The 17,641-nt window shown below is 61.5% G+C and carries 19 protein-coding genes; 7 read left to right on the top strand and 12 right to left on the bottom strand.

Going from position 1 to position 17,641, the window contains the following annotated elements:
- Positions 1-13 precede the first annotated feature (13 nt).
- Genes LG385_RS14960 through LG385_RS14945 form a run of 5 tightly spaced genes read right to left on the bottom strand, consistent with a single transcriptional unit; the run spans position 14 to position 3,734 of the window.
- On the bottom strand, positions 14-619 hold the full coding sequence (locus LG385_RS14960) for an ABC transporter permease (protein ID WP_263974700.1): 606 nt from the start codon (positions 617-619) through the stop codon (positions 14-16).
- Positions 529-816, bottom strand: coding sequence for a hypothetical protein (locus tag LG385_RS25470; protein WP_263974699.1), 288 nt, complete (start codon positions 814-816; stop codon positions 529-531). The genes LG385_RS14960 and LG385_RS25470 overlap by 91 nt, the downstream gene beginning before the upstream one ends.
- Before the next feature lie 19 nt (positions 817-835).
- Positions 836-1,663: an ABC transporter ATP-binding protein gene (locus LG385_RS14955; protein WP_225774937.1), complete on the bottom strand. Its 828-nt coding sequence runs from the start codon at positions 1,661-1,663 to the stop codon at positions 836-838.
- Positions 1,664-1,679: 16 nt separating this feature from the next.
- Positions 1,680-2,705 (bottom strand): aromatic ring-hydroxylating oxygenase subunit alpha, encoded by a 1,026-nt coding sequence (locus LG385_RS14950; RefSeq protein WP_225774936.1) that lies wholly within the window; start codon positions 2,703-2,705, stop codon positions 1,680-1,682.
- A gap of 18 nt (positions 2,706-2,723) precedes the next feature.
- Positions 2,724-3,734, bottom strand: coding sequence for an ABC transporter substrate-binding protein (locus tag LG385_RS14945; RefSeq protein WP_225774935.1), 1,011 nt, complete (start codon positions 3,732-3,734; stop codon positions 2,724-2,726).
- Positions 3,735-4,361: 627 nt separating this feature from the next.
- Between LG385_RS14945 and LG385_RS14940 the strand changes: the two genes are divergently transcribed.
- Complete coding sequence (locus LG385_RS14940; protein WP_225774934.1) at positions 4,362-5,189, top strand: outer membrane protein OmpK; 828 nt, start codon at positions 4,362-4,364, stop codon at positions 5,187-5,189.
- Positions 5,190-5,303: 114 nt separating this feature from the next.
- On the opposite strand, the gene LG385_RS14935 is transcribed toward LG385_RS14940, so the two are convergent.
- A complete protein-coding gene (locus LG385_RS14935) occupies positions 5,304-5,708 on the bottom strand; it encodes a DUF1330 domain-containing protein (RefSeq protein ID WP_225774933.1) in 405 nt (134 codons plus the stop codon).
- A gap of 38 nt (positions 5,709-5,746) precedes the next feature.
- Positions 5,747-6,148 carry a putative quinol monooxygenase gene (locus tag LG385_RS14930; RefSeq protein ID WP_225774932.1) on the bottom strand — a complete coding sequence of 134 codons (402 nt, stop codon included), beginning with the start codon at positions 6,146-6,148 and terminating at the stop codon, positions 5,747-5,749.
- 261 nt (positions 6,149-6,409) lie between these two features.
- On the opposite strand from LG385_RS14930, the gene LG385_RS14925 reads away from it, so the two are divergent.
- The 3 genes from LG385_RS14925 to LG385_RS14915 all read left to right on the top strand — a co-directional run bounded on the left by LG385_RS14925 (position 6,410) and on the right by LG385_RS14915 (position 8,026).
- Complete coding sequence (locus tag LG385_RS14925; RefSeq protein ID WP_225776252.1) at positions 6,410-7,318, top strand: LysR family transcriptional regulator; 909 nt, start codon at positions 6,410-6,412, stop codon at positions 7,316-7,318.
- A 131-nt stretch (positions 7,319-7,449) separates the two neighbouring features.
- Positions 7,450-7,830: a hypothetical protein gene (locus LG385_RS14920; protein ID WP_225774931.1), complete on the top strand. Its 381-nt coding sequence runs from the start codon at positions 7,450-7,452 to the stop codon at positions 7,828-7,830.
- Positions 7,823-8,026, top strand: a complete 204-nt coding sequence (locus LG385_RS14915) for a DUF1289 domain-containing protein (protein ID WP_181118875.1) — start codon at positions 7,823-7,825, stop codon at positions 8,024-8,026. Before LG385_RS14920 ends, LG385_RS14915 begins: the two co-directional genes overlap by 8 nt.
- Positions 8,027-8,093: 67 nt before the next feature.
- On the opposite strand, the gene LG385_RS14910 is transcribed toward LG385_RS14915, so the two are convergent.
- Positions 8,094-8,558, bottom strand: coding sequence for a DUF411 domain-containing protein (locus LG385_RS14910; protein WP_181118876.1), 465 nt, complete (start codon positions 8,556-8,558; stop codon positions 8,094-8,096).
- Positions 8,559-8,785: 227 nt separating this feature from the next.
- On the opposite strand from LG385_RS14910, the gene LG385_RS14905 reads away from it, so the two are divergent.
- The gene (locus tag LG385_RS14905) at positions 8,786-10,357 is read left to right on the top strand and encodes a gamma-glutamyltransferase family protein (RefSeq protein ID WP_225774930.1); all 1,572 of its coding nucleotides are present in this window, start codon (positions 8,786-8,788) and stop codon (positions 10,355-10,357) included.
- 117 nt (positions 10,358-10,474) lie between these two features.
- A complete protein-coding gene (locus LG385_RS14900; RefSeq protein ID WP_225774929.1) occupies positions 10,475-11,179 on the top strand; it encodes a GntR family transcriptional regulator in 705 nt (234 codons plus the stop codon).
- A 32-nt stretch (positions 11,180-11,211) separates the two neighbouring features.
- Here LG385_RS14900 and LG385_RS14895 read toward each other — a convergent pair whose 3' ends face one another.
- From LG385_RS14895 to LG385_RS14880, 4 genes are read right to left on the bottom strand one after another with little or no spacing between them, the layout of a single operon-like run.
- Positions 11,212-12,435: an amidohydrolase family protein gene (locus tag LG385_RS14895; RefSeq protein WP_225774928.1), complete on the bottom strand. Its 1,224-nt coding sequence runs from the start codon at positions 12,433-12,435 to the stop codon at positions 11,212-11,214.
- On the bottom strand, positions 12,432-14,924 hold the full coding sequence (locus LG385_RS14890) for an ATP-binding cassette domain-containing protein (protein WP_225774927.1): 2,493 nt from the start codon (positions 14,922-14,924) through the stop codon (positions 12,432-12,434). Before LG385_RS14890 ends, LG385_RS14895 begins: the two co-directional genes overlap by 4 nt.
- Complete coding sequence (locus LG385_RS14885; RefSeq protein WP_225774926.1) at positions 14,921-15,790, bottom strand: branched-chain amino acid ABC transporter permease; 870 nt, start codon at positions 15,788-15,790, stop codon at positions 14,921-14,923. Before LG385_RS14885 ends, LG385_RS14890 begins: the two co-directional genes overlap by 4 nt.
- Positions 15,791-15,793: 3 nt before the next feature.
- Complete coding sequence (locus tag LG385_RS14880) at positions 15,794-16,966, bottom strand: ABC transporter substrate-binding protein (protein WP_225774925.1); 1,173 nt, start codon at positions 16,964-16,966, stop codon at positions 15,794-15,796.
- 205 nt (positions 16,967-17,171) lie between these two features.
- Between LG385_RS14880 and LG385_RS14875 the strand changes: the two genes are divergently transcribed.
- Positions 17,172-17,570 carry a nuclear transport factor 2 family protein gene (locus tag LG385_RS14875; protein WP_225774924.1) on the top strand — a complete coding sequence of 133 codons (399 nt, stop codon included), beginning with the start codon at positions 17,172-17,174 and terminating at the stop codon, positions 17,568-17,570.
- The last annotated feature ends 71 nt before the right edge of the window (positions 17,571-17,641 follow it).

Below are 17,641 nucleotides of genomic sequence, written 5' to 3'. Positions count from 1 at the left end.
TGGGTCGCGCCTCTCATTGCAATTCACTCTCGTGCCAGTGCCGCAGGCTGAGCCTGGCCAGCAGCGCCATCAGGCTGAACAGTGCTACGCCGGTCAGCGCGATCAGCACCAGGGCGGCGAACAACCGGGGAATGTTGAGTTGAAAGCCCGCTTGCAGGATCTGGTAAGCCAGCCCCGCACCCGTGCCGCCGGTGCCGGCAACGAACTCGGCCACCACCGCGCCGATAAGGGCCAGCCCGCTGGCAATACGTAAACCGGCAAAAAAGCACGGCAGGGCACTGGGAATGCGCAGCCGCAGCAGGGTTTGCCAACGGCTGGCGCCGTTGAGCCGGAACAGGTTGAGCAGGCCAGGGCTGACGCTGCGCAGCCCCAGCACGGTATTGGCGATCACCGGGAAGATCGCCACCAGGGTGGCGCAAATCACCAGCGCCAGCGTGGTGTTGCTGCACCAGATGATGATCAGCGGCGCAATGGCGACCACAGGGGTTACCTGCAGCAGGATCGCATAAGGGAACAGGCTGGCCTCGATCAAGCGGCTTTGCACGAACACAAATGCCGCGAGCGTGCCGATGAGCACCGCCAGCGCAAAGGCCAGGCAGGTGATTTCACCGTGACCCATAGCGCGCCCGCTAGCATGGGCCCATCGGCGATCAGCGTGCGCAGGATATCTAGCGGCGAGGGCACCAGGTACACCGGGACATGCCAGGCGATGCAGACGAGTTGCCATACGCCCAGCAACAGGGCACCGACGATCATGGGCGAAACGATGCCCAGCAGGCGTGGCCGTGCAAGCCAGGGGGTAGGGGATGCAGACATGGAAAGCCTCCTGGCGAGATCAGTGATGGCCATGGTTGGCTTCAACCAGCAGCTGCGAGAGGTGCGCGCATTGCGCGATAAACCCTGGCGACGCGCGGAAGGCCTCGTCACGCAGCGCGGGCCCGTCGATGGCCACGTCGGCGATCACCCGCCCCGGCCGCGCTCCCATCACCAACACCCGGGACGACAGGAACACAGCCTCATAGATGCTGTGCGTGACGAACACTACGGTGAGGTCTTGCCGGGCATAAAGGTCGCGCAAGTCACTGTCGAGCTTGTTGCGGGTGAATTCGTCGAGGGCGCCGAAGGGCTCATCCATCAGCAGCAGGTTCGGCGTTGTGGCCAGCGCGCGGGCGATGGACGCACGCATCTGCATGCCGCCGGACAGCTCGCGGGGGTAGGCCGCGCCAAACCGGCCAAGGCCCACCAGGTCCAGCGCGGCGGCCACCTTGGGCTCGCTCTCGGCGTGCGGTACGCCCGCCAGGTCCAGCGGCAGGCGCACGTTATCGCGCACCCGCGCCCAGGGCATCAGGGTCGCTTCCTGGAACACCATGCCCAGGCTCTGCCCGGCCTCGCCGTCGCCCGGCGCGGCCTTGCCCCACCAACGCACGTGCCCGGCGGACGGCTGCTCAAGCCCGGCGAACATCTTCAGCAGGGTGCTTTTGCCGCAGCCGGAGGGGCCAAGCAGCGACACGAACTCCCCTTGCTGAATCAGCAGCTTCACCCGTTGCAACGCCTGGGTGCCGTTGGGGTAGGTTTTCTCGACCTGGTTAGCGAACAACGGCGTGTTCGGTCCGGGCTGGTCAAGCACGGGCGCGGCGGGCATCGCAAGACTATGCAGCATCATAAGGGGCACCCCGGGGTCAGGAACGCAGGAACACTTCGTTTTCGCCATGGGCCTCGAGCAGGCCCAACAATTGCCGGCGGATCATCAGGCCGGGTTTGTCGGACGGCATGTGCATCTCCACCTGGCGGCGGGTATCGACACAGGCGTCGTAGTCTGTGGCTTCGAGGATCTCGCGGTCTTCGGCGGTGATGGCCGCGTCCCAGTCGATCAATTCCTGGGTGCCGCACTGTTCTTCGCTGTCATTTCGGTACAGCCACTGCACCAGCATCAGGCGACCATCGTCGATGGGCGTGGCGCAGTTGTAGATGATGTGATGGATGCCACTGTCCGGGTACATGCAGCCAAAGCGGCGGGAGAACGGCAGGTAATAGCGGTTGACCAGATGACGCCGGGTGATGGGCTGCTGGCTGCCGGTAATGCGGTAGCTCGCTTCTGGGTTACGAATGGGCACCAGGGTTTCAGCCTCGAAACCGTAGTCGGTTTCGCGGAATTCGTAGGTGGCAGGTTCCGGTTGATCGAACAGGCCGAAGTTGGCTTTGTGCACGAAGGAGAAGTGCGAGTTGTCGAACGAGTTCTCCATCACCCGCAGCGGGCTGGTATTCCACTGTTCGTAGAACTGGAAGATCCGCCGGTAGCCAGGTGCGCCGTCTTCGGGGAAGTCCGGGATGTCGCGTAACGGATCGTCCAGGGCCACCCAGGCGTAGCCGTATTTTTCCTGGCAGTGAAACGCCTGCACGCTGGCCCCGCGCGGGATAGCGCCGCTCGGGTTTTGTGGGATTTTCACGCAGGCGCCGGTGCAATCGTATTCCCAGCCGTGGTAGCCGCAGGCGATGTTGCCGTCTTCGCTCACAAAGCCTTTGGAGAGTTTCGCGGTGCGGTGGCAGCAGCGGTCGCGCATGGCCACCGGCTCGCCAGTGGGGTGCTTCCACAGCACCAGGGGTTCGCCGAGCAAGGTAAACGGCTGCGGGCCGTTGTCCAGGGCGGTCATGGGTAGCAGTGCGTACCAGAAACGGCGCAATACAGGTTGTTGGGTTACCAGCATGGGTGTACTCCAGAAAAATCAGTGGCTAGCGGCAAGGTCGGCAGGGTCGGGCAGCACGTTCAGGGCTTTCACGAATTGCGTGCTGTAGGCGCTTTGCCAAGGCGCTGCGGCGCCGAGCAGCCCGGCCTGCACCATGAAATCGCGGGTGGCCTGCCAGCGGGCGTCGGTCATCACGCCAATGCCTTGGGTGGTGGCGTCGCCGCCGGTCACCAGGCGGTATTTGCGCAAGGTGCTCACGCCCCAGGCCAAGAGCTCATCGCTCATGTTGGGGTTGTCTTGCTGGATCAGCGCGTTGCCGCGGGCAGGGTCGTTGAGGTAGTGCTTCCAGCCCTCCATGCTGGCGCGCACAAAGCCTGCGACCCGCTCCGGGTGTTGCTCGATAACGTCCCGGCGGGTGACCACCGTGGAGCCGTAGGGCGGGTAGCCGTCGTCGGCGAAGAGGTAGAAGTTGGGCTTCTGGCCGGCCTTGATCGCCTGGAACAGCTCCGAGCTGGCATAGGCTTGTTGCGTGGCGTCGGGGTTGGCCAAAAAGGGTTGCAGGTTGAAGGTATAGGGCCGCGCCTGAGCATCATCCAGGCCGTATTTCTGCTTGAGCCATGGCCACCAGGTTTGCTGCCCCGAGGTGGACACCAGCACGCTTTTGCCCTTGAGCGACTTCAAGCCGTCGACGTTCTCGTGGGTGAGCAAGCCTTGAGGGTCGCCTTGGAACGCGGCCGCCACCGCCACCACCGGCAGGCCTTGCTCAACGCTTTTCAGCACCTGAAGGTCATAGTTGAGGATGAAATCCGCCTGGCCGCTCACCAGCAGTTGCATGCCGTTGACCTGCGGCCCACCCATGCGGATGGTCACCTCAAGGCCTTCCTTGGCGTAAAGCCCTTCGGCCAGCGCCTGGTAGAAGCCACCGTGTTCGGCCTGTGCGTACCAGGACGTCAGCAGCGTCACTTTTTCACCCGCGTACGCCAGTGGCCCCGTCAGGCCGGCAAGCACGCCGGCGCCCAGCAGGTTGAAGGCAGCAAACCGTTTATTCATGGCCATCGTTTCCGCATCCCTTTCCGAGTGGCCGGCAGGAGCAGAACGAAGGCAGGAGAGTGGAGCAGGGCACAGCGGTGCCTGGGGCTATCGTCTCTCTTGCCATGGCCAGGGCTGGCCACGTTCAAGCATCCACACCGGATGTACGGCGCCATGCGCCGCAAGAGCAATGCCCTGCGTGGAAAGAGCCCACGCTGACCGCTTCTACTCAAAAGGGGTTTTAGCCAAAAGCGTGCCACATCGCCAAACCCGGCAGGTGCGGGGTTATCTCTGTCACGTAACGGCCTGCATGGGCAGTAATGGTGCGAGCGCCATATTCGAACGATTGAGAATGGTGCGCGGGAGGGCTGCGCCGTTGTACCGATCTTTGCCCAGGATCGTATCCAGGCCCGCTTCGCCCGGTTGGCACGCTGGCTGCTATAGCACCGCTTGAGTAGAAGCGGTCAGTGGGGCTCGGTATTCGATCAGCCCACCACGGGACATTGCTCTGCGGCCTGTGCCGCACACCCGGCAAGGGTGCCTGGCGCGGTAGGCCAGGGAGCTGCTTCTATTTGCCCAGGTATCCCCTTGCCGATGCCCGTCGGCCGCTTATGAAGGCGGCCGGCACCGTTGCTTGAGGGATCATCCATGACCTGTACCTTCGCCGCGTCCGCTTCGCGCTCCGCCTCCCTTCGCCTGTCGCTGCCACTGTTGGCGTTTGCCTTGTTCGGCGAGGCCAGCCAGGCCAGCCCGTTGATCTGGCAAGACAACAGCCTCAGCTACCTGTACGGCCATAACTACAAGGTGGACGGCACCGGCAACGACATCGTGAACACCATCACCTTCGAGCACGCCAGCGGCTGGAGCTGGGGCGACATGTTCCTGTTCGTGGACAACAAGTGGTCCGCCGGCCTGCACGGCAATGCCGGCCACAGCTATTACGGGGAATTTTCCCCGCGGCTGTCGTTGGGCAAGGTCACTGGGCACAGCATGGCGTGGGGGCCGATCACTGATGTGTTGGTGGCCGCTACCTACGAGCGCGGCGAAGGCACCAGCCGCCGATACCTGCTGGGCCCGGGCTTTGATCTGAAAATCCCCGGCTTCGACTGGGTGCAGCTCAACACCTACTACCGCCGGCCAGACGGTATTTCCGGCAAGGCGTCCGGGCAGTGGCAAATCAACCCGGTATGGTCGATGACCTTCCCCTTCGGCGCCTCAGACATCCGCTTTGACGGCTATGCCGAGTGGTACGTCAATGACGTGGGCAATAAGGGCTCGTCCAATTACGTTGCAAGCAGCTTCCACTTCAACCCGCAACTCAAGTACGACCTTGGCAAGGCGTTGAAGGTAGGGCCGCGGCAACTTTATGTAGGTATCGAGTATGACTACTGGTCGGACAAATACGGTATCGAGGACAGCCATGGGTTTCCCACCGACCAGAACACTGCGAGCCTGTTGGTGAAGGCGCACTTCTAACGAGTGGGCATCCCGTACAAACCTCTTCGTGCCTGCTACCAGCGCCCAGGGTTTCATAAGCCGTCTCGACTTGATGGCTTGGTGGCCTGGGCGCTTGTCGCCGACGAGCTTCGGTTACTCCGCCAAGCCCTCGACGATGTACGAGTCGGTATGCCCGGAACGTTGCCGGAATGGGCGAATCCTGGCGTATTCGGGGGAGTTGTACCAGGCCCGTGCTTGCTCGAGGCTGTCGAACTTGATGATGATCAGGCGGTGCGAGGGCGGATTTCCCTCAAGCCGGTCCAGTTGGCCCGCTCGCACGACATAGCGGCCACTGTAAGGCTTGAACGTCGCATCCACCTGGTCCCGGTAAGGTTTGATTGCCTCAGGGTCCTTGAGATCAAAGTCCGCCACATAATAGGCAGGTACCTTTTCCGCCTGGCTGGCGAGCGCCAGGCTTTGCGCTTGCGCGAGAGGCGCCATCAAGCTTCCCGCCACAGCGGCCAGCACCGCGAGGCGAAGCGTGCATTTGAGCTTCATCTTTATCGTTCCCATGCGCGGAAAAAGGAATGCAGTGGCTACCGGCCCTTGGCACTAAGCTGCACTGGGACCGTCTCGATCAACTTGCGGGACTGGATCATTGGCTGGGTGACGGCTACGTATTTCTTGAAGTGCGGCGATTCGAGGTGAGCCCGATACGCTTCATCGTTCGCGTAGATTTCAAAAAAGCGCAGGCTGTTCGGCTTACCTTTCTCTGCGACCGAGTAAATCGCCAAAACACCTGGCTCGACGCGAATGGATTCTTCCATCTCTTCCTTCACCGCAGCTGTGTAAGCCTCAAGCTGAACAGGGTCGATGACTAGCTCGGCAATGCGCACAACCGTTTGTTCGGCGTCCTGCGCCTGCGCCATACCGGCGAGGCCCGCCGCCACTGCCATCACTGATGCGGTAGCTTTCAGCCGGTTCTTTTTCTGTGCCATCAGGGGCCTTCCAAGTTTCCGGTGGGTTGGTCATGGGCCTAGCATAACGAGACATAGAGCTTTCACGTAGCGGGGCCCTTTGCACGGTGTTGTGAGCCACATTCAGCATCAGCTGGTGAAACACTGGCTGCGGCCTATATTATCGACGGCTGGAATTGCCCTCCGAGCTGCGCATCTGCGGCGGGCAAAAGTGCGTGACACGACCATCATGTGCATAAGCGGGCACGCAAAGGCCTTGCTGGACAAGGGGGGCATATCAACATTCAAACACGCCGCGCCGACGTCGCCGATCTGATTTATTTCCTCACCATTGCGCGTCACCGTAGCTTCAGCCGCGCGGCCGTCGAATTGGGCGTGAGCGCCTCGGCGTTGAGCCATGCGTTGAAGGGGCTGGAAAGCCGACTTGGCGTAAGGCTGCTCAATCGCACTACGAAAAGTGTGACGCTTACTGCCGCAGGCGAGGCCTTGGCGGAGTCGGTCAGCCAGCCCTTCGAAGCAATCGATACTGCACTGGAGATGCTCAACCGATTTCGGGACACGCCAAGTGGGCGCGTCCGTATCAATGCGGCCGTCGAAGCGGCCAATCTGTTGCTAGCGCCCATCATGCCGGCCTTCATGGACCGCTATCCGGATGTGGAGATCGACATCGTGGCCAGCAACCGCTTGGTCGATGTCACCGACGGCGGCTTTGATGCGGGTATCCGTTACGGCGCAACGGTCCCTGAAGGCATGATCGCCCGGCGCTTGTCGGCTGATATCCGCTGGGTGGTGGTTGGGGCGCCGGGTTATCTGGACCGGTATGGAACACCTGAGCATCCCGAGGCCCTGTTGAACCACCGCTGCATCAGCAACCGCCTTGGCGATGATCGAATCTACCGTTGGGAACTGGAGCGCGAGGGCCAAGCGTTCGAGATCGCCGTGCCCACATCCGTCACGGTCGATCAGGCCGAAACGGGCCTTATTGCAGTGCTTGGCGGGGCCGGCCTGATGTATCTCCCGGAACCTCTTGTCGCGCCTTATGTGGATGATGGCCGTCTGAAGCTCGTGCTCACGCAATGGGCACCGGTGGAAGAGGGCTTTCATATCTACTATTCGAGCCGGCGGCAATTGCCGACCGGGCTGCGGCTGCTGATCGAATTCATCCGGGAACAGAAGCCGATGGGGCTTTAGCCGACCGCCGTCATGGTCAGTGACCGCCCCAACCGGGCAAGGCAGCGCTTCGAAGCCTGCGCTTGATTGAATACAATCGACTCGGCAGCGTGTTGCATCATTGATGTACTTATTGCTTACGGAGAGGGCGAATGGGCTCACTGAGTCGAAATCACTCGCGCATCGACCGCGAGCTGACGCGAGAGCTGACCTTGGCGTGCGAACAGGCCAAGTGCGAAATCAGCGGTTTTGAATGGCTTACCCACCAGGCGGATTACAGCCGCTTGCCTTATAGGCTGGTGGTGACGTGGATATTCGATAGCGACGCGAACAGGCTGGCCGCAAGTGTTGGCGTGACCAATGCGTTGATCCAAGACCTCACCGTGGCAGCCATCCAGCAAGCGGGTATTGCCCTTTCAGATATGAGGTTAACTGTTGCACTCGACTCCGAGCAGCGCTGTGCAACCCAGCACGGCGGTGACTGGGCCGCGCGCCTGAATGCCCGCGCACGTTCTGGTGGCAAGCATGGCTAAAGACATCGAAAACCCTTGCGTATCGCTGTGTCAGCTCAATAGCGAAATGTGCGTGAGCTGCGGCCGCACTCGGGACGAGATCCGCAAATGGCGCAGCATGAAACGGCCCGAAAAAATGGCGGCCGTGCAAAAAGCGTCCGCGCGCATGAAGGCGATCCTCAAAAAGAAAAACAAGGATTCGCCGGTGGGTAAATGAAGCTGTGACTGGCTACTATTTCCAATCGTGGGGCTTTAGGAAGCAAGCGGGTATACCAGCGCGTCAGTTACTCCGCTGGGTAATCCGCCACCACTTGCTGCTGGCCCGTCTTCGTTAGCCCGATGATCTGATAGGCACTTTTATGTCCACCCGCTTCCATGCCAGGTGACCCCATCGGCATGCCGGGCGCGGCTACACCCATCAGGTCCGCGCGGCCCTCAAGCTCAACGATTTGTTGCACTGGCACATGCCCTTCGATGAATTTCCCATTCACCACGCCGGTATGACACGACATCAGCTTTTCCGGCACGCCCAGCTTGGCCTTTACCGCGCTCATGTTCTCCTCAACATGGTCGTTGACCGTGAAGCCATGGTCGCGCAGGTAAGCGATCCATTTGGAGCAGCATCCGCAATTGGGGTCGCGGTATACATCGATCAGTTGAGCAGGGGAGGCCTGTGCTAGCGAAGCGCTGGCCAACGTGAGAAGTATGGCAAGGCGTCGTGCAGGGGCGGCAAGGGCTTTGAAAGTCATGTGGGATCACCCGGCAGGTTGAGGGCTTGGCGGCCATGAGCGCTGAGCTGCTACGGCAAGGCTGAAATTGTAATCGGGTTTGATGGGGCGAGTGTGCACTTACACCAGGAAAGAAGAATGCGGCGCCTGCTGATAGCACAGTCAAGCTGATCAGCGCGAACGAGGCCTGGTTATTGCTTTGCTAACAATAAATTTCCAGATAGCTAGCAAAGATAAGGCCTCGAACCATGATCGCTACGTCCAGCCTTGCCGTGATTTGTACGCCCCATGCCCAGGCCACTGCCGCAGGGATGCGGGTGCTCGACGCAGGTGGCACTGCCATTGATGCGATGTTGGCGGCCAGCGCCATGCTTGCAGCGGTTTTCCCACACATGACCGGCCTTGGCGGAGATGCCCTGTGGATGATCCACGACAGCCAGGTGCGCACCATCGTGGGGATCGGACAAGCCGGGCAGCGTTTGCCTGAGGGCGGCACCATCGGCTTGAGAGGCCCGACGTCGGTCGCCACCACGGCAGGGGCGATGGCGAGTTGGCAGGCTGCGGCGAACATCAGCCGCCAGGAGTGGGGCTCCAGGCTCATGTGGGCGGACCTGCTGGAAGACGCCGCGAGCGTGGCGGATGCAGGTACCCCGGTTTCACAGTCGCAACTGTTTTGGCAAACCCTGCGTCAGCCACTGATCGAGCAATGGCCGGACCTTCATCGTTTGTGCAAGAACGGCGGGCGCTGGCTGTGCGAGGGCGACACGCTGCGTCAGCCGGAGCTTGCCAACACCCTGCGGCATCTGGCAAAGCGCGGGGTAGAGGATTTCTACAAGGGCGAGCTGGCCCAAGCCTTCGGCGCGGCCTTTGACCGGCTGGGGTGCGGCTTGACGGCAGCGGATCTTGCCGCCACGCGAGCACACGAAACTGCACCGATCTCGGTACGTTACCGCGAAGGCCGGCTATACAATGTCGCGCCGCCTTGCCAGGGGCTGTACACGTTGCAGGCCATGGCCGCATTGCAGCACACACCACTCGTACAGGCCGGCAATGGCAGCGCGCTTTACTACCACTATCTGGTTGAAGCCATCAAACACGCCTTGCTACGGCGCAACGCGCAGTTGTGCGATCCCTTGGCCAAGCCTTGGGATTTTGCTGCAAGCCTCGACGCCCTGCACATTCAAGGGTATGGCGATGCCATCGACGCCCAGCGTGCGACTCCGTGGAGCGAGCCGGGGCGTCCCGCCGACACGGTATGGCTGGCTGCCACGGATGCTCAGGGCCGCACGGCCTGTCTTATCCAGAGCCTGTTTCACGATTTCGGTTCGGGTTGCATCCTGGGTGACACCGGTGTGCTGTGGCACAACCGTGCTGCCGGGTTCAGCACCCACTCAGGCCACCCCAACGGCTGGGCGCCTGGCAAGCGCCCGGCGCACACCCTCAACCCGTCCTGTTACCTGGCTGATGATGGCCGGCGCTTCTTCTTCGGCACTCAGGGTGGCGATGGTCAACCGCAGACCCAAATGGTGTTGGCGACGCAACTGATCGACTATCAGCAACCCATCGATCAAGCGTTGGAAGCCCCGCGCTTTCTGTTGGGCCGCAGTTTTTTCGATAGCACTGACAATCTCAAGCTGGAGGCGAACATGAGCGCTGCCACCGTTGAAGGCCTGGCGGCGCTAGGGCATGAGGTGGAAATCATACCCGCCCGCAGCCCAATGACGGGCCACGCCGGAATCATCGCCATCGATGCCCGGGGTGGGCTTTGCGCCATGCATGATCCACGGGGCGAGGGTACGGCTCTGGGCCAGACGGGCTGACCGGTGAACCAGGTATTGGCGGGGTGAGGCTGCTGGCGGATAATGCCTGCGATTGCTCGCCATCCGCTCTCTTGTGTGTTGGCATGGGGCGTTCTGGACAACAAAGGAAAGGATGGGTTGAGCACTGTTACCGCGAAACAGCTTGAGGTGCAGCGTATCGCCGATGCGCTGTTCAAAGCCATTGCCCAACATCGCCTGCCGCCCGGCACTCGGTTGGTCGAAGCCCATATCGTCGAAACCTTGCAGGCCAACCGCAATCATGTGCAGGTAGCACTGCAGCGGCTGGCGATGCAAAAAGTGGTAACCATCGAAGCGAATCGCGGCGCCATGGTGGCCCAGCCTTCGGCAAAGGAAGCCCGCGATATCTTCAGCGCCCGTCGAGCCATCGAACGTGCAATCGTCGAGGCCATTACTCCGGCCGCAATGCGCAAACAGCGGCAGCGCATTGCCAGCCACATGAACAATGAGCGCAAGGCCACCAGCGACACGGATCGCCGGGCGATCGTTCGTGAACTGAGCGAGTTTCACCTGCTGCTCGGAGAGATCAGCGGGAATACCGTGCTCAGCGATATTCTCGGTAACCTGATGGTGCGCAGCTCGCTGATCGTGGCGCTGTATCAACGCAACGACGTGCCGTCCTGCGCGTCGGATGAGCATCAGGAAATCATCACCGCGCTGGAGCACGGCGATAACGCAAAGGCCGTAGCGGTCATGCTCGAGCACCTGGACGAACTCGAAGGGCAACTTGCGCTGGAAGAGCAAGCGCCTGAGGAGTTCAACCTCAAACAGGCGTTGAGTGAGTTCTGTGTGGCGCCGCTTTAGGCGTTTGCCTGCGGCAGGTCACACCTGTCTGGCTACGGCTTCAACAACTTGCCGGCCGGCCGGCTGAACGTCTGCCGTCCCGCCTTGAAGCCCATCAGTGGTGCGCATATCCCGGCGATCACTGCGGCTGGCGAGGGCGCGTCGAAGACAATGAAGTCGGCGCGGCAGCCCGGCGTCAGGCCGTAGTCTGTCAGCCTGAGCAGGCGTGCCGACTCAGTGGATACCCACGCCAGGCATTGCAGCAGCTGCGCCCCAGTGCCCATGTGGGAGACGTTGGCGTACAGGTTCGCCTGACGAACCAGCGACGCGTCCCCATAGGGCGTAAACGGGTTGCCGATGTTGTTGGTAGACAGCGAACAGGTCACACCGCAGGCGTGCAGATGTGCTAGCGGCGCCAGGCCCCGGGGTGTGCTGTGGAACGCTTCACGGCCCATCAGAAACAGATCGGTGCTGGGCAGGCATGTCACTTGTACGCCCACGTCGGCCAGGTGCCGGGCAAGCGCCATCAGTGATGCCTCGGGCAAAGCCGACAGTTTGGTCACATGGCCGACGGTCACGCGGCCGCCCCAGCCATGCAACTGCGTGCAGCGCGCAACCTCCATGATGGTCATGCCTTCGGGGTTCAGGTCGAAATCCAGATGTAGATCGAGATCGCAGTTGTAGCGCGCCGCCAGCTCGAACAAACGCTGGATCTGCCCGAGCGGGTCGCTGTCCGTGTACGGGCAACCGCCGAGGACTGTCGCGCCACTCTCCAACGCTTGACACAAGAGCGCCTCGGTACCTGGATTGTTCAAAAGCCCCTCTTGAGGGAACACACATATTTCCAGGCTGATTGCCCACGCATAGTCAGCCTGCAGGCGGCGAATGGCATTGAAACCGGTCATTCCGATCTGTGGGTCCAGCTCCACATGGGTGCGCATGTGGGTCGTGCCTTGCACGATAGCCTTGTCCAGCACCTGAGCGCCGCGGCGATACACGTCGTCTTCGGTGAAGGCGGCCTTTGCCTCCCGGGTCTGTGCAATGGCTTCGGCCAACGTACCCTCCTGCAGATGGCAGCGTTGGATGATGCACGCCTTGTCGAGATGGATATGGGTTTCGATGAGGCCGGGAATAACGAGCTGGCCATGCAGATCAAGGGTGTCCCAATGGCGGGTGCCCGGGCCTGGGGCGGGAACGAAATACCCGTGCTCGACATACAGCTCGGTCAGGTGGTCACTGTCGCCCAGCCGCGCGTTAACGATCTTCAAGGCGGTCATGCGCTGGCTCCTTCACCCAGGTAAGCCGCAGCCAAGTCCTTATCGTCGCGCAGTTGAGCGGCGCTGGCGGCTTTGACGATGATTCCGGTTTCCAGCACGTAAGCGCGATCGGCCACTTGCAAGGCAAGGTTGGCCATTTGATCCACGAGCAGAATGGTCACGCCCTCGTCACGTAGCGCCGCCAGAGCGTCGTACAATTCACCGATCATGGCCGGCGACAGCCCCAGGGAGGGTTCATCGAGCAACAGGATTTTCGGCTTGGCCATCAGGCCGCGGCCCACCGCAACCATTTGCTGTTCGCCCCCGGAGAGCAGGCCGGCCGGGTTGTTGATGCGATCCCGCAGGCGCGGAAAGCGCGTGAGGATGGCCTCGATTTCAGCGTTGGCATCAACCGCTTCGCCACGTGAATAAGCACCGAGCAACAGGTTGTCCCGCACGCTCAGGTAAGGAAACACCTGGCGGCCTTCGGGTACCAACGCCAGCCCCTTCGCGGCTACGTCGCTGGCACTGGCCTGTTCGATGTTTTCGTTATCTAGCAGGATGCTCCCGCTGCTGGCGCGATGCAGGCCTGCCAGGCATTGGAGGATGCTCGACTTGCCGGCACCGTTGGCGCCAAGAATGGCCACCAGCTCGCCGGGATTGACCACCAGGTTGACCTTGTCCACCACGGCGGATGCGCCGTAGTCGATGACCAGATCCTTGATATACAGCCGCGCATCGCGGCTTCCTGCCCAGAGCTGCGCGCGTGGCGTGGCCTGATAGTCGGTACCGCCCAGATACGCGGCAATCACCTGCGGGTTATGGCGGATTTGCGCCGGAGAACCGGACGCGATCGGCTTGCCCGCGTCAAGCACCAGCAGGTGGTCGGACACCGACATCACCAGCGCCATGTCGTGTTCGACCAGAATCACCGTGAGACCGAAGCCCGCCAGCTTGCGTAGCAATACCGCGAGGTCATCGGTGTCACGACGGCCGAGGCCGGCGGCCGGTTCATCCAGCAGCAACACTGCAGGAGCAGTTGCCAGGGCCCGGGCTATTTCAACCAGCCGGCGGTCTACATGGGGTAAATCCGCGGCAGCGATGTTCACTTCCCCGCGATAGCCCACCAACGCCAGCAGGTGCAATGCGAGGTTGCGTTGCGCATCGGAGGCTCGGCTGAACGGCAGGCCCAGGCGGCCCTTCTGCATCGCTACCAGCAGGTTGTCGAGTACGGACATTTCGCCGAACAACAGGGTGGTCTGGTAAGTGCGGGCGATGCCTGCCCGGGCGCTTTTCCAGGCAGCCAGCCCCGCCAGCGATTGTTGCAGTTCGATCTGGCCACTGTCGGGGGCGTAAAACCCGCTGATCATGTTCAGCACCGTGGTTTTTCCCGCGCCATTGGGGCCGATGATGCTGGTAATACTGCCAGCGGGTGCATGCAGGGTGACATGTTGCGCGGCCTGCACGCCGCCGAAGCGAATGCCGATATCCGTAACGCGCAAACCTGAAGACGGGCCACGGCTGCGTAAATGAGCGCCGATGCGTTCCTGATCGATGCGCGTTGGCGGCAGCAAGCGAGCCGGTTTGACCCAGCGCCTGGCGAGGGCACCCAGCAGCCCGTTGGGCACGATCCATAGCACTATCAGCAGCAGTACGGAAAAGACCAGTAAGCGGTACTCGGCAAAATCCGACAGCAGCTCCGGTAACAGTACGATCAACAGTGCGCCGATCAGCGGCCCGAACAGCGTGCCACTGCCGCCGACGATCACCGCCAGAACAAACAGGATGGATTGGGAAAACGGAAAGGATTCCGGGTTGATGAACATCAGCAACGGCGCGAGCAAACCGCCGGCGAGCCCGGCCAAGGTCGCAGACAACGCGAACGCCAGGGTTTTACTGATCACCGGGTTGAATCCCAACGAGCGGGCAGCGATTTCCGACGCTTTCACCGCGCGCATGGCCATGCCCCAACTGCTGTGGCTCAGGCGCTGATAGAACACGAGGGCCCCGATCATCAATGCCGCGGCTGACAGGGCTAGCAGAACCGCCGGATCAAACCCGGCCAATTCCGGCAGCGGGATACCCATCAGCCCGTTGGAGCCACCCGTGACGGCCCGCCATTCGATCAGACTGTGATGCACCACGAACGCAAAGGCGATGGTGATCATTGCCAGATACGGGCCGCTGACCCGAAGCGCAGGGATGGCCAACAGCGCGCCCACCAGGCCCGTCACACCGCCGGCCACTGGCAAGGCCAGCCATAAAGGCCAGCCTGCCAGGGTCAACAGCGCCGAGACGTAGGCGCCTATCGCGTAGAAGGCGATATGGCCGAAGGAAATCTGCCCGCTGAGGCCGATCAGGATATTCAGGCCCACACCGACCACTGCGGCCAGCGCGCAAAGGGTGAAAACCAGGAGTGAGTAGCTGTCGAGCGTGACGGCCATGGTGCCGCAGGCCAAAGCCAGCACGACAAGGGACACCGGGGCTGACAGCGGTTTGATGTAGTTCATACCTTCACCAATGCCTTGCTGCCGAACAGACCATTCGGACGAATTGCCAGCGCCAGAATCACCAAGGCAAAAGTGAATATCTGGGTGAAGGCAGAGCCGAAGTTCAATGTAATGAGGGCTTCGGCCAGGCCGAACAGCAACCCGGCGGCAAATACGCCTCCTGCGCTGCCGATGCCGCCGAGAATAGCGACTGCAAACGCCTTCAAGCCAAACAACATGCCCATGTCTGCGTTGACACTGAATAGCGGCGCGATCAGCAAGCCCGCTACCCCCGCAAACACGGTGGACACTGCAAAGGCGATGGCCACGACACGGTTCACGTTAATGCCCATCAGCATCGCCGCGCGGGGATTTTGCACGCAGGCTTCAAGCACCTTGCCCAGGCGGGTGTAACGCCGCACCAGATACAACGCCAGCGCAATGGCCGCCCCGGCCAGCGGAATCAGCAACTGCAGCGCGCCCACATTGCTGTCAAACAGCCCGACCTTCATGCTCGCCAGGCTGCTCTCGAACTGGCGAGGCTCTTTGCCAAACGTAAACAGCGCGAGATTGTCCACCAGGATGCCACCCGCCACCGTTGCCATCAGCCAGGCCTGCGACCCGCGGCTATGGAATGGCCGCACGAGGCAGCGCTCGATCACCAGGCCATACAACGCGCAGAGGATCAGCGTGAGCGGCACCGCTAGCCACGCAGACCAGCCCCAGCTGATGCAAAAGGTGTAACCCAGTACCGCGCCGACCATCATGGCGCTGCCCTGGGCAAAGTTGACGGTGCGGGAAACGACGTAAGTCAGGTGAAAGCCCAACGCCAGCAACGCGTACATGCTGCCCAGGCCTGATCCGGTGACGATGGCGGCGGTGAACATCGCTTACTCCTGTGGCTTGAGCGGTACGATCTGGTCGTTGACGAACTGGGTAAAGAGGTAGTCGTCCGGCCCCAGAGCATCATGCTTCGTCGCGCTGAATGGCTGCTTGTAGTGCTTGATCAAGCCGTCGTAGTCGCTGATCGCATAGAACCCATCGCGCACGGCCGGGCCGTTGGTGCTGCCGGCTTTTTCGATGGCTTGCGCCGCGAGATGCAGCGCGTCGTAAGCATTGGCGATGCCCACCGCTGGCGTGACGTCGGCCAGGGTCTTGATCTGCGGGTAGGCGGTTTTCAAGGCGGCGAGCAGTGCATCGCCCTTGGCGCTGTTGTGCTCGGTAAACACGTAGGTCTGGATGAAGTGCACCCGGGACGCGTTCGGCCCTGCCAGTTCTCCGAAGCGGCCACCGGCCGGTCCCCAGTGAGAAACCACCGGCACCTCCCAACCCATGCGGTCCAGGGATTTGACGACCTGCGCCGACGGGCCTACGTTGCCGACCATCAGCAGGGTGTCTGCACCGGCGTTCTTCAAGCGGGTCAGTTGTGGCACTACATCCAGATCGCTGTCCTGAATGCGCTCGACGCCGGCATTGGCAAGGCCACGTTTTTCCAAGGCGCGCTTGAAGCCCGCCTCGTTGGACTCTCCCCATGGGTTATTGATGAGGATCATCCCCGGCTTGGTCATGCCGTTCTCGACGCCGTACTTCACTAGCGCCTCGTCCACCAGCTCATCGACCGCCGAGACCCGGAACACGTAGTTATCAGCTGCACCGTTCTCGGTGAGTTTCGTGCCTGCCGCCCAGATACCCATGAACGGCACTTTCATCTGATTGGCCAGCGGCACGATGGCCAGCGAAACCGGCGTATCCAGCCCACCAAACAGTACGGTCACCTTTTCTCGCTGGACCAGTTCGCGCGCGGCGAGCATACCTTTGGACGGATTGCTTTCATCGTCCCGGCGCACCAGCTCCAGCTGACGCCCCAGCACGCCGCCGCTGGCGTTGACCTCGTTGATGGCCATCGTCAGGCCGCGGGTCAGGGCTTCCCCGGATTTGGCCGACTGACCCGACAAGGCTGCGACCAAGCCGACCTTGATCGGGGGTTCGGCTGCCTGCGCGGTGCAGAGCATCACGGTGTTAAAGGTGACTGCCGCAGCCACGGGGAACAACAGTCGGTGCATGTTTGGAAGCCGGATGGCCATAAGTATCCTCCTGATTGCTAGCAGTTGCATATTTATTGCTAGCAAGTAGGATGCCAGTCCTGCAGGCGGCTAAGACGGCCGAACTGGATATGAAAATGCCTGCTTTCGCGCTAAAACAAAGCATTTCGCACCAAGCAGAAGCATTCTAGGTGGCCGGGCATCCCTTGATCGAGGAGTTATAGCAATGATGGAAATCAATAAGAGCGTACAGATTGTTAGCAATTTTCTTGAGGCGTCGATGGCTCCGGATCCGGTTCGCGCCGCAACGTTCATGAGTGACGATGTACAGATCACCTTTACCGGCGGGCGAGCAATGCCCAATCCCCAGGCGATCACTGCGTTCAACGGTTCGCGGTACGCTTGGGTCAAGAAAGCGTTGGGGATTTTCGACTGGATGGATCGGGGCGACCATACCGTGGTGTATTCCAACGGTACGTTGTACGGCGAATGGGCCGACGGCCGCAGCTTCTCGGGCAACCGTTATCTGGATCGCTTCGAGGTGCGTGATGGCAAAATCACCCGTATGGACGTGTGGAATGACAGCGCTGAGTGGCTGCTGACGCCGGAGATCGGCAAAGCGTGAAACAGCGCTTTTTGCAGCGGTCTTGCTACCTGACTTAGACCGACAGGTAATCTGCGCCCAGAAAAAAGCCA

Origin of the sequence: Pseudomonas sp. Marseille-Q5115 (genome assembly GCF_916618905.1) — a bacterium.
Lineage (GTDB): Bacteria > Pseudomonadota > Gammaproteobacteria > Pseudomonadales > Pseudomonadaceae > Aquipseudomonas > Aquipseudomonas japonica_A.
Note: the sequence above shows the minus strand (reverse complement) of the source record. Positions and strands in the feature narration are given on the sequence as shown.

Bases quoted from the DNA above. Each gene is read 5' to 3' on its own strand.
- LG385_RS25470 (WP_263974699.1), bottom strand. From the start codon at position 816: ATGTCTGCATCCCCTACCCCCTGGCTTGCACGGCCACGCCTGCTGGGC.
- LG385_RS14920 (WP_225774931.1), top strand. From the start codon at position 7,450: ATGGGCTCACTGAGTCGAAATCACTCGCGCATCGACCGCGAGCTGACG.
- LG385_RS14890 (WP_225774927.1), bottom strand. From the start codon at position 14,924: ATGAACTACATCAAACCGCTGTCAGCCCCGGTGTCCCTTGTCGTGCTG.
- LG385_RS14955 (WP_225774937.1), bottom strand. From the start codon at position 1,663: ATGATGCTGCATAGTCTTGCGATGCCCGCCGCGCCCGTGCTTGACCAG.
- LG385_RS14895 (WP_225774928.1), bottom strand. From the start codon at position 12,435: ATGACCGCCTTGAAGATCGTTAACGCGCGGCTGGGCGACAGTGACCAC.
- LG385_RS14950 (WP_225774936.1), bottom strand. From the start codon at position 2,705: ATGCTGGTAACCCAACAACCTGTATTGCGCCGTTTCTGGTACGCACTG.
- LG385_RS14885 (WP_225774926.1), bottom strand. From the start codon at position 15,790: ATGTTCACCGCCGCCATCGTCACCGGATCAGGCCTGGGCAGCATGTAC.
- LG385_RS14930 (WP_225774932.1), bottom strand. From the start codon at position 6,148: ATGGCACAGAAAAAGAACCGGCTGAAAGCTACCGCATCAGTGATGGCA.
- LG385_RS14915 (WP_181118875.1), top strand. From the start codon at position 7,823: ATGGCTAAAGACATCGAAAACCCTTGCGTATCGCTGTGTCAGCTCAAT.
- LG385_RS14910 (WP_181118876.1), bottom strand. From the start codon at position 8,558: ATGACTTTCAAAGCCCTTGCCGCCCCTGCACGACGCCTTGCCATACTT.
- LG385_RS14945 (WP_225774935.1), bottom strand. From the start codon at position 3,734: ATGAATAAACGGTTTGCTGCCTTCAACCTGCTGGGCGCCGGCGTGCTT.
- LG385_RS14940 (WP_225774934.1), top strand. From the start codon at position 4,362: ATGACCTGTACCTTCGCCGCGTCCGCTTCGCGCTCCGCCTCCCTTCGC.
- LG385_RS14905 (WP_225774930.1), top strand. From the start codon at position 8,786: ATGATCGCTACGTCCAGCCTTGCCGTGATTTGTACGCCCCATGCCCAG.
- LG385_RS14960 (WP_263974700.1), bottom strand. From the start codon at position 619: ATGGGTCACGGTGAAATCACCTGCCTGGCCTTTGCGCTGGCGGTGCTC.
- LG385_RS14880 (WP_225774925.1), bottom strand. From the start codon at position 16,966: ATGCACCGACTGTTGTTCCCCGTGGCTGCGGCAGTCACCTTTAACACC.
- LG385_RS14875 (WP_225774924.1), top strand. From the start codon at position 17,172: ATGATGGAAATCAATAAGAGCGTACAGATTGTTAGCAATTTTCTTGAG.
- LG385_RS14935 (WP_225774933.1), bottom strand. From the start codon at position 5,708: ATGAAGCTCAAATGCACGCTTCGCCTCGCGGTGCTGGCCGCTGTGGCG.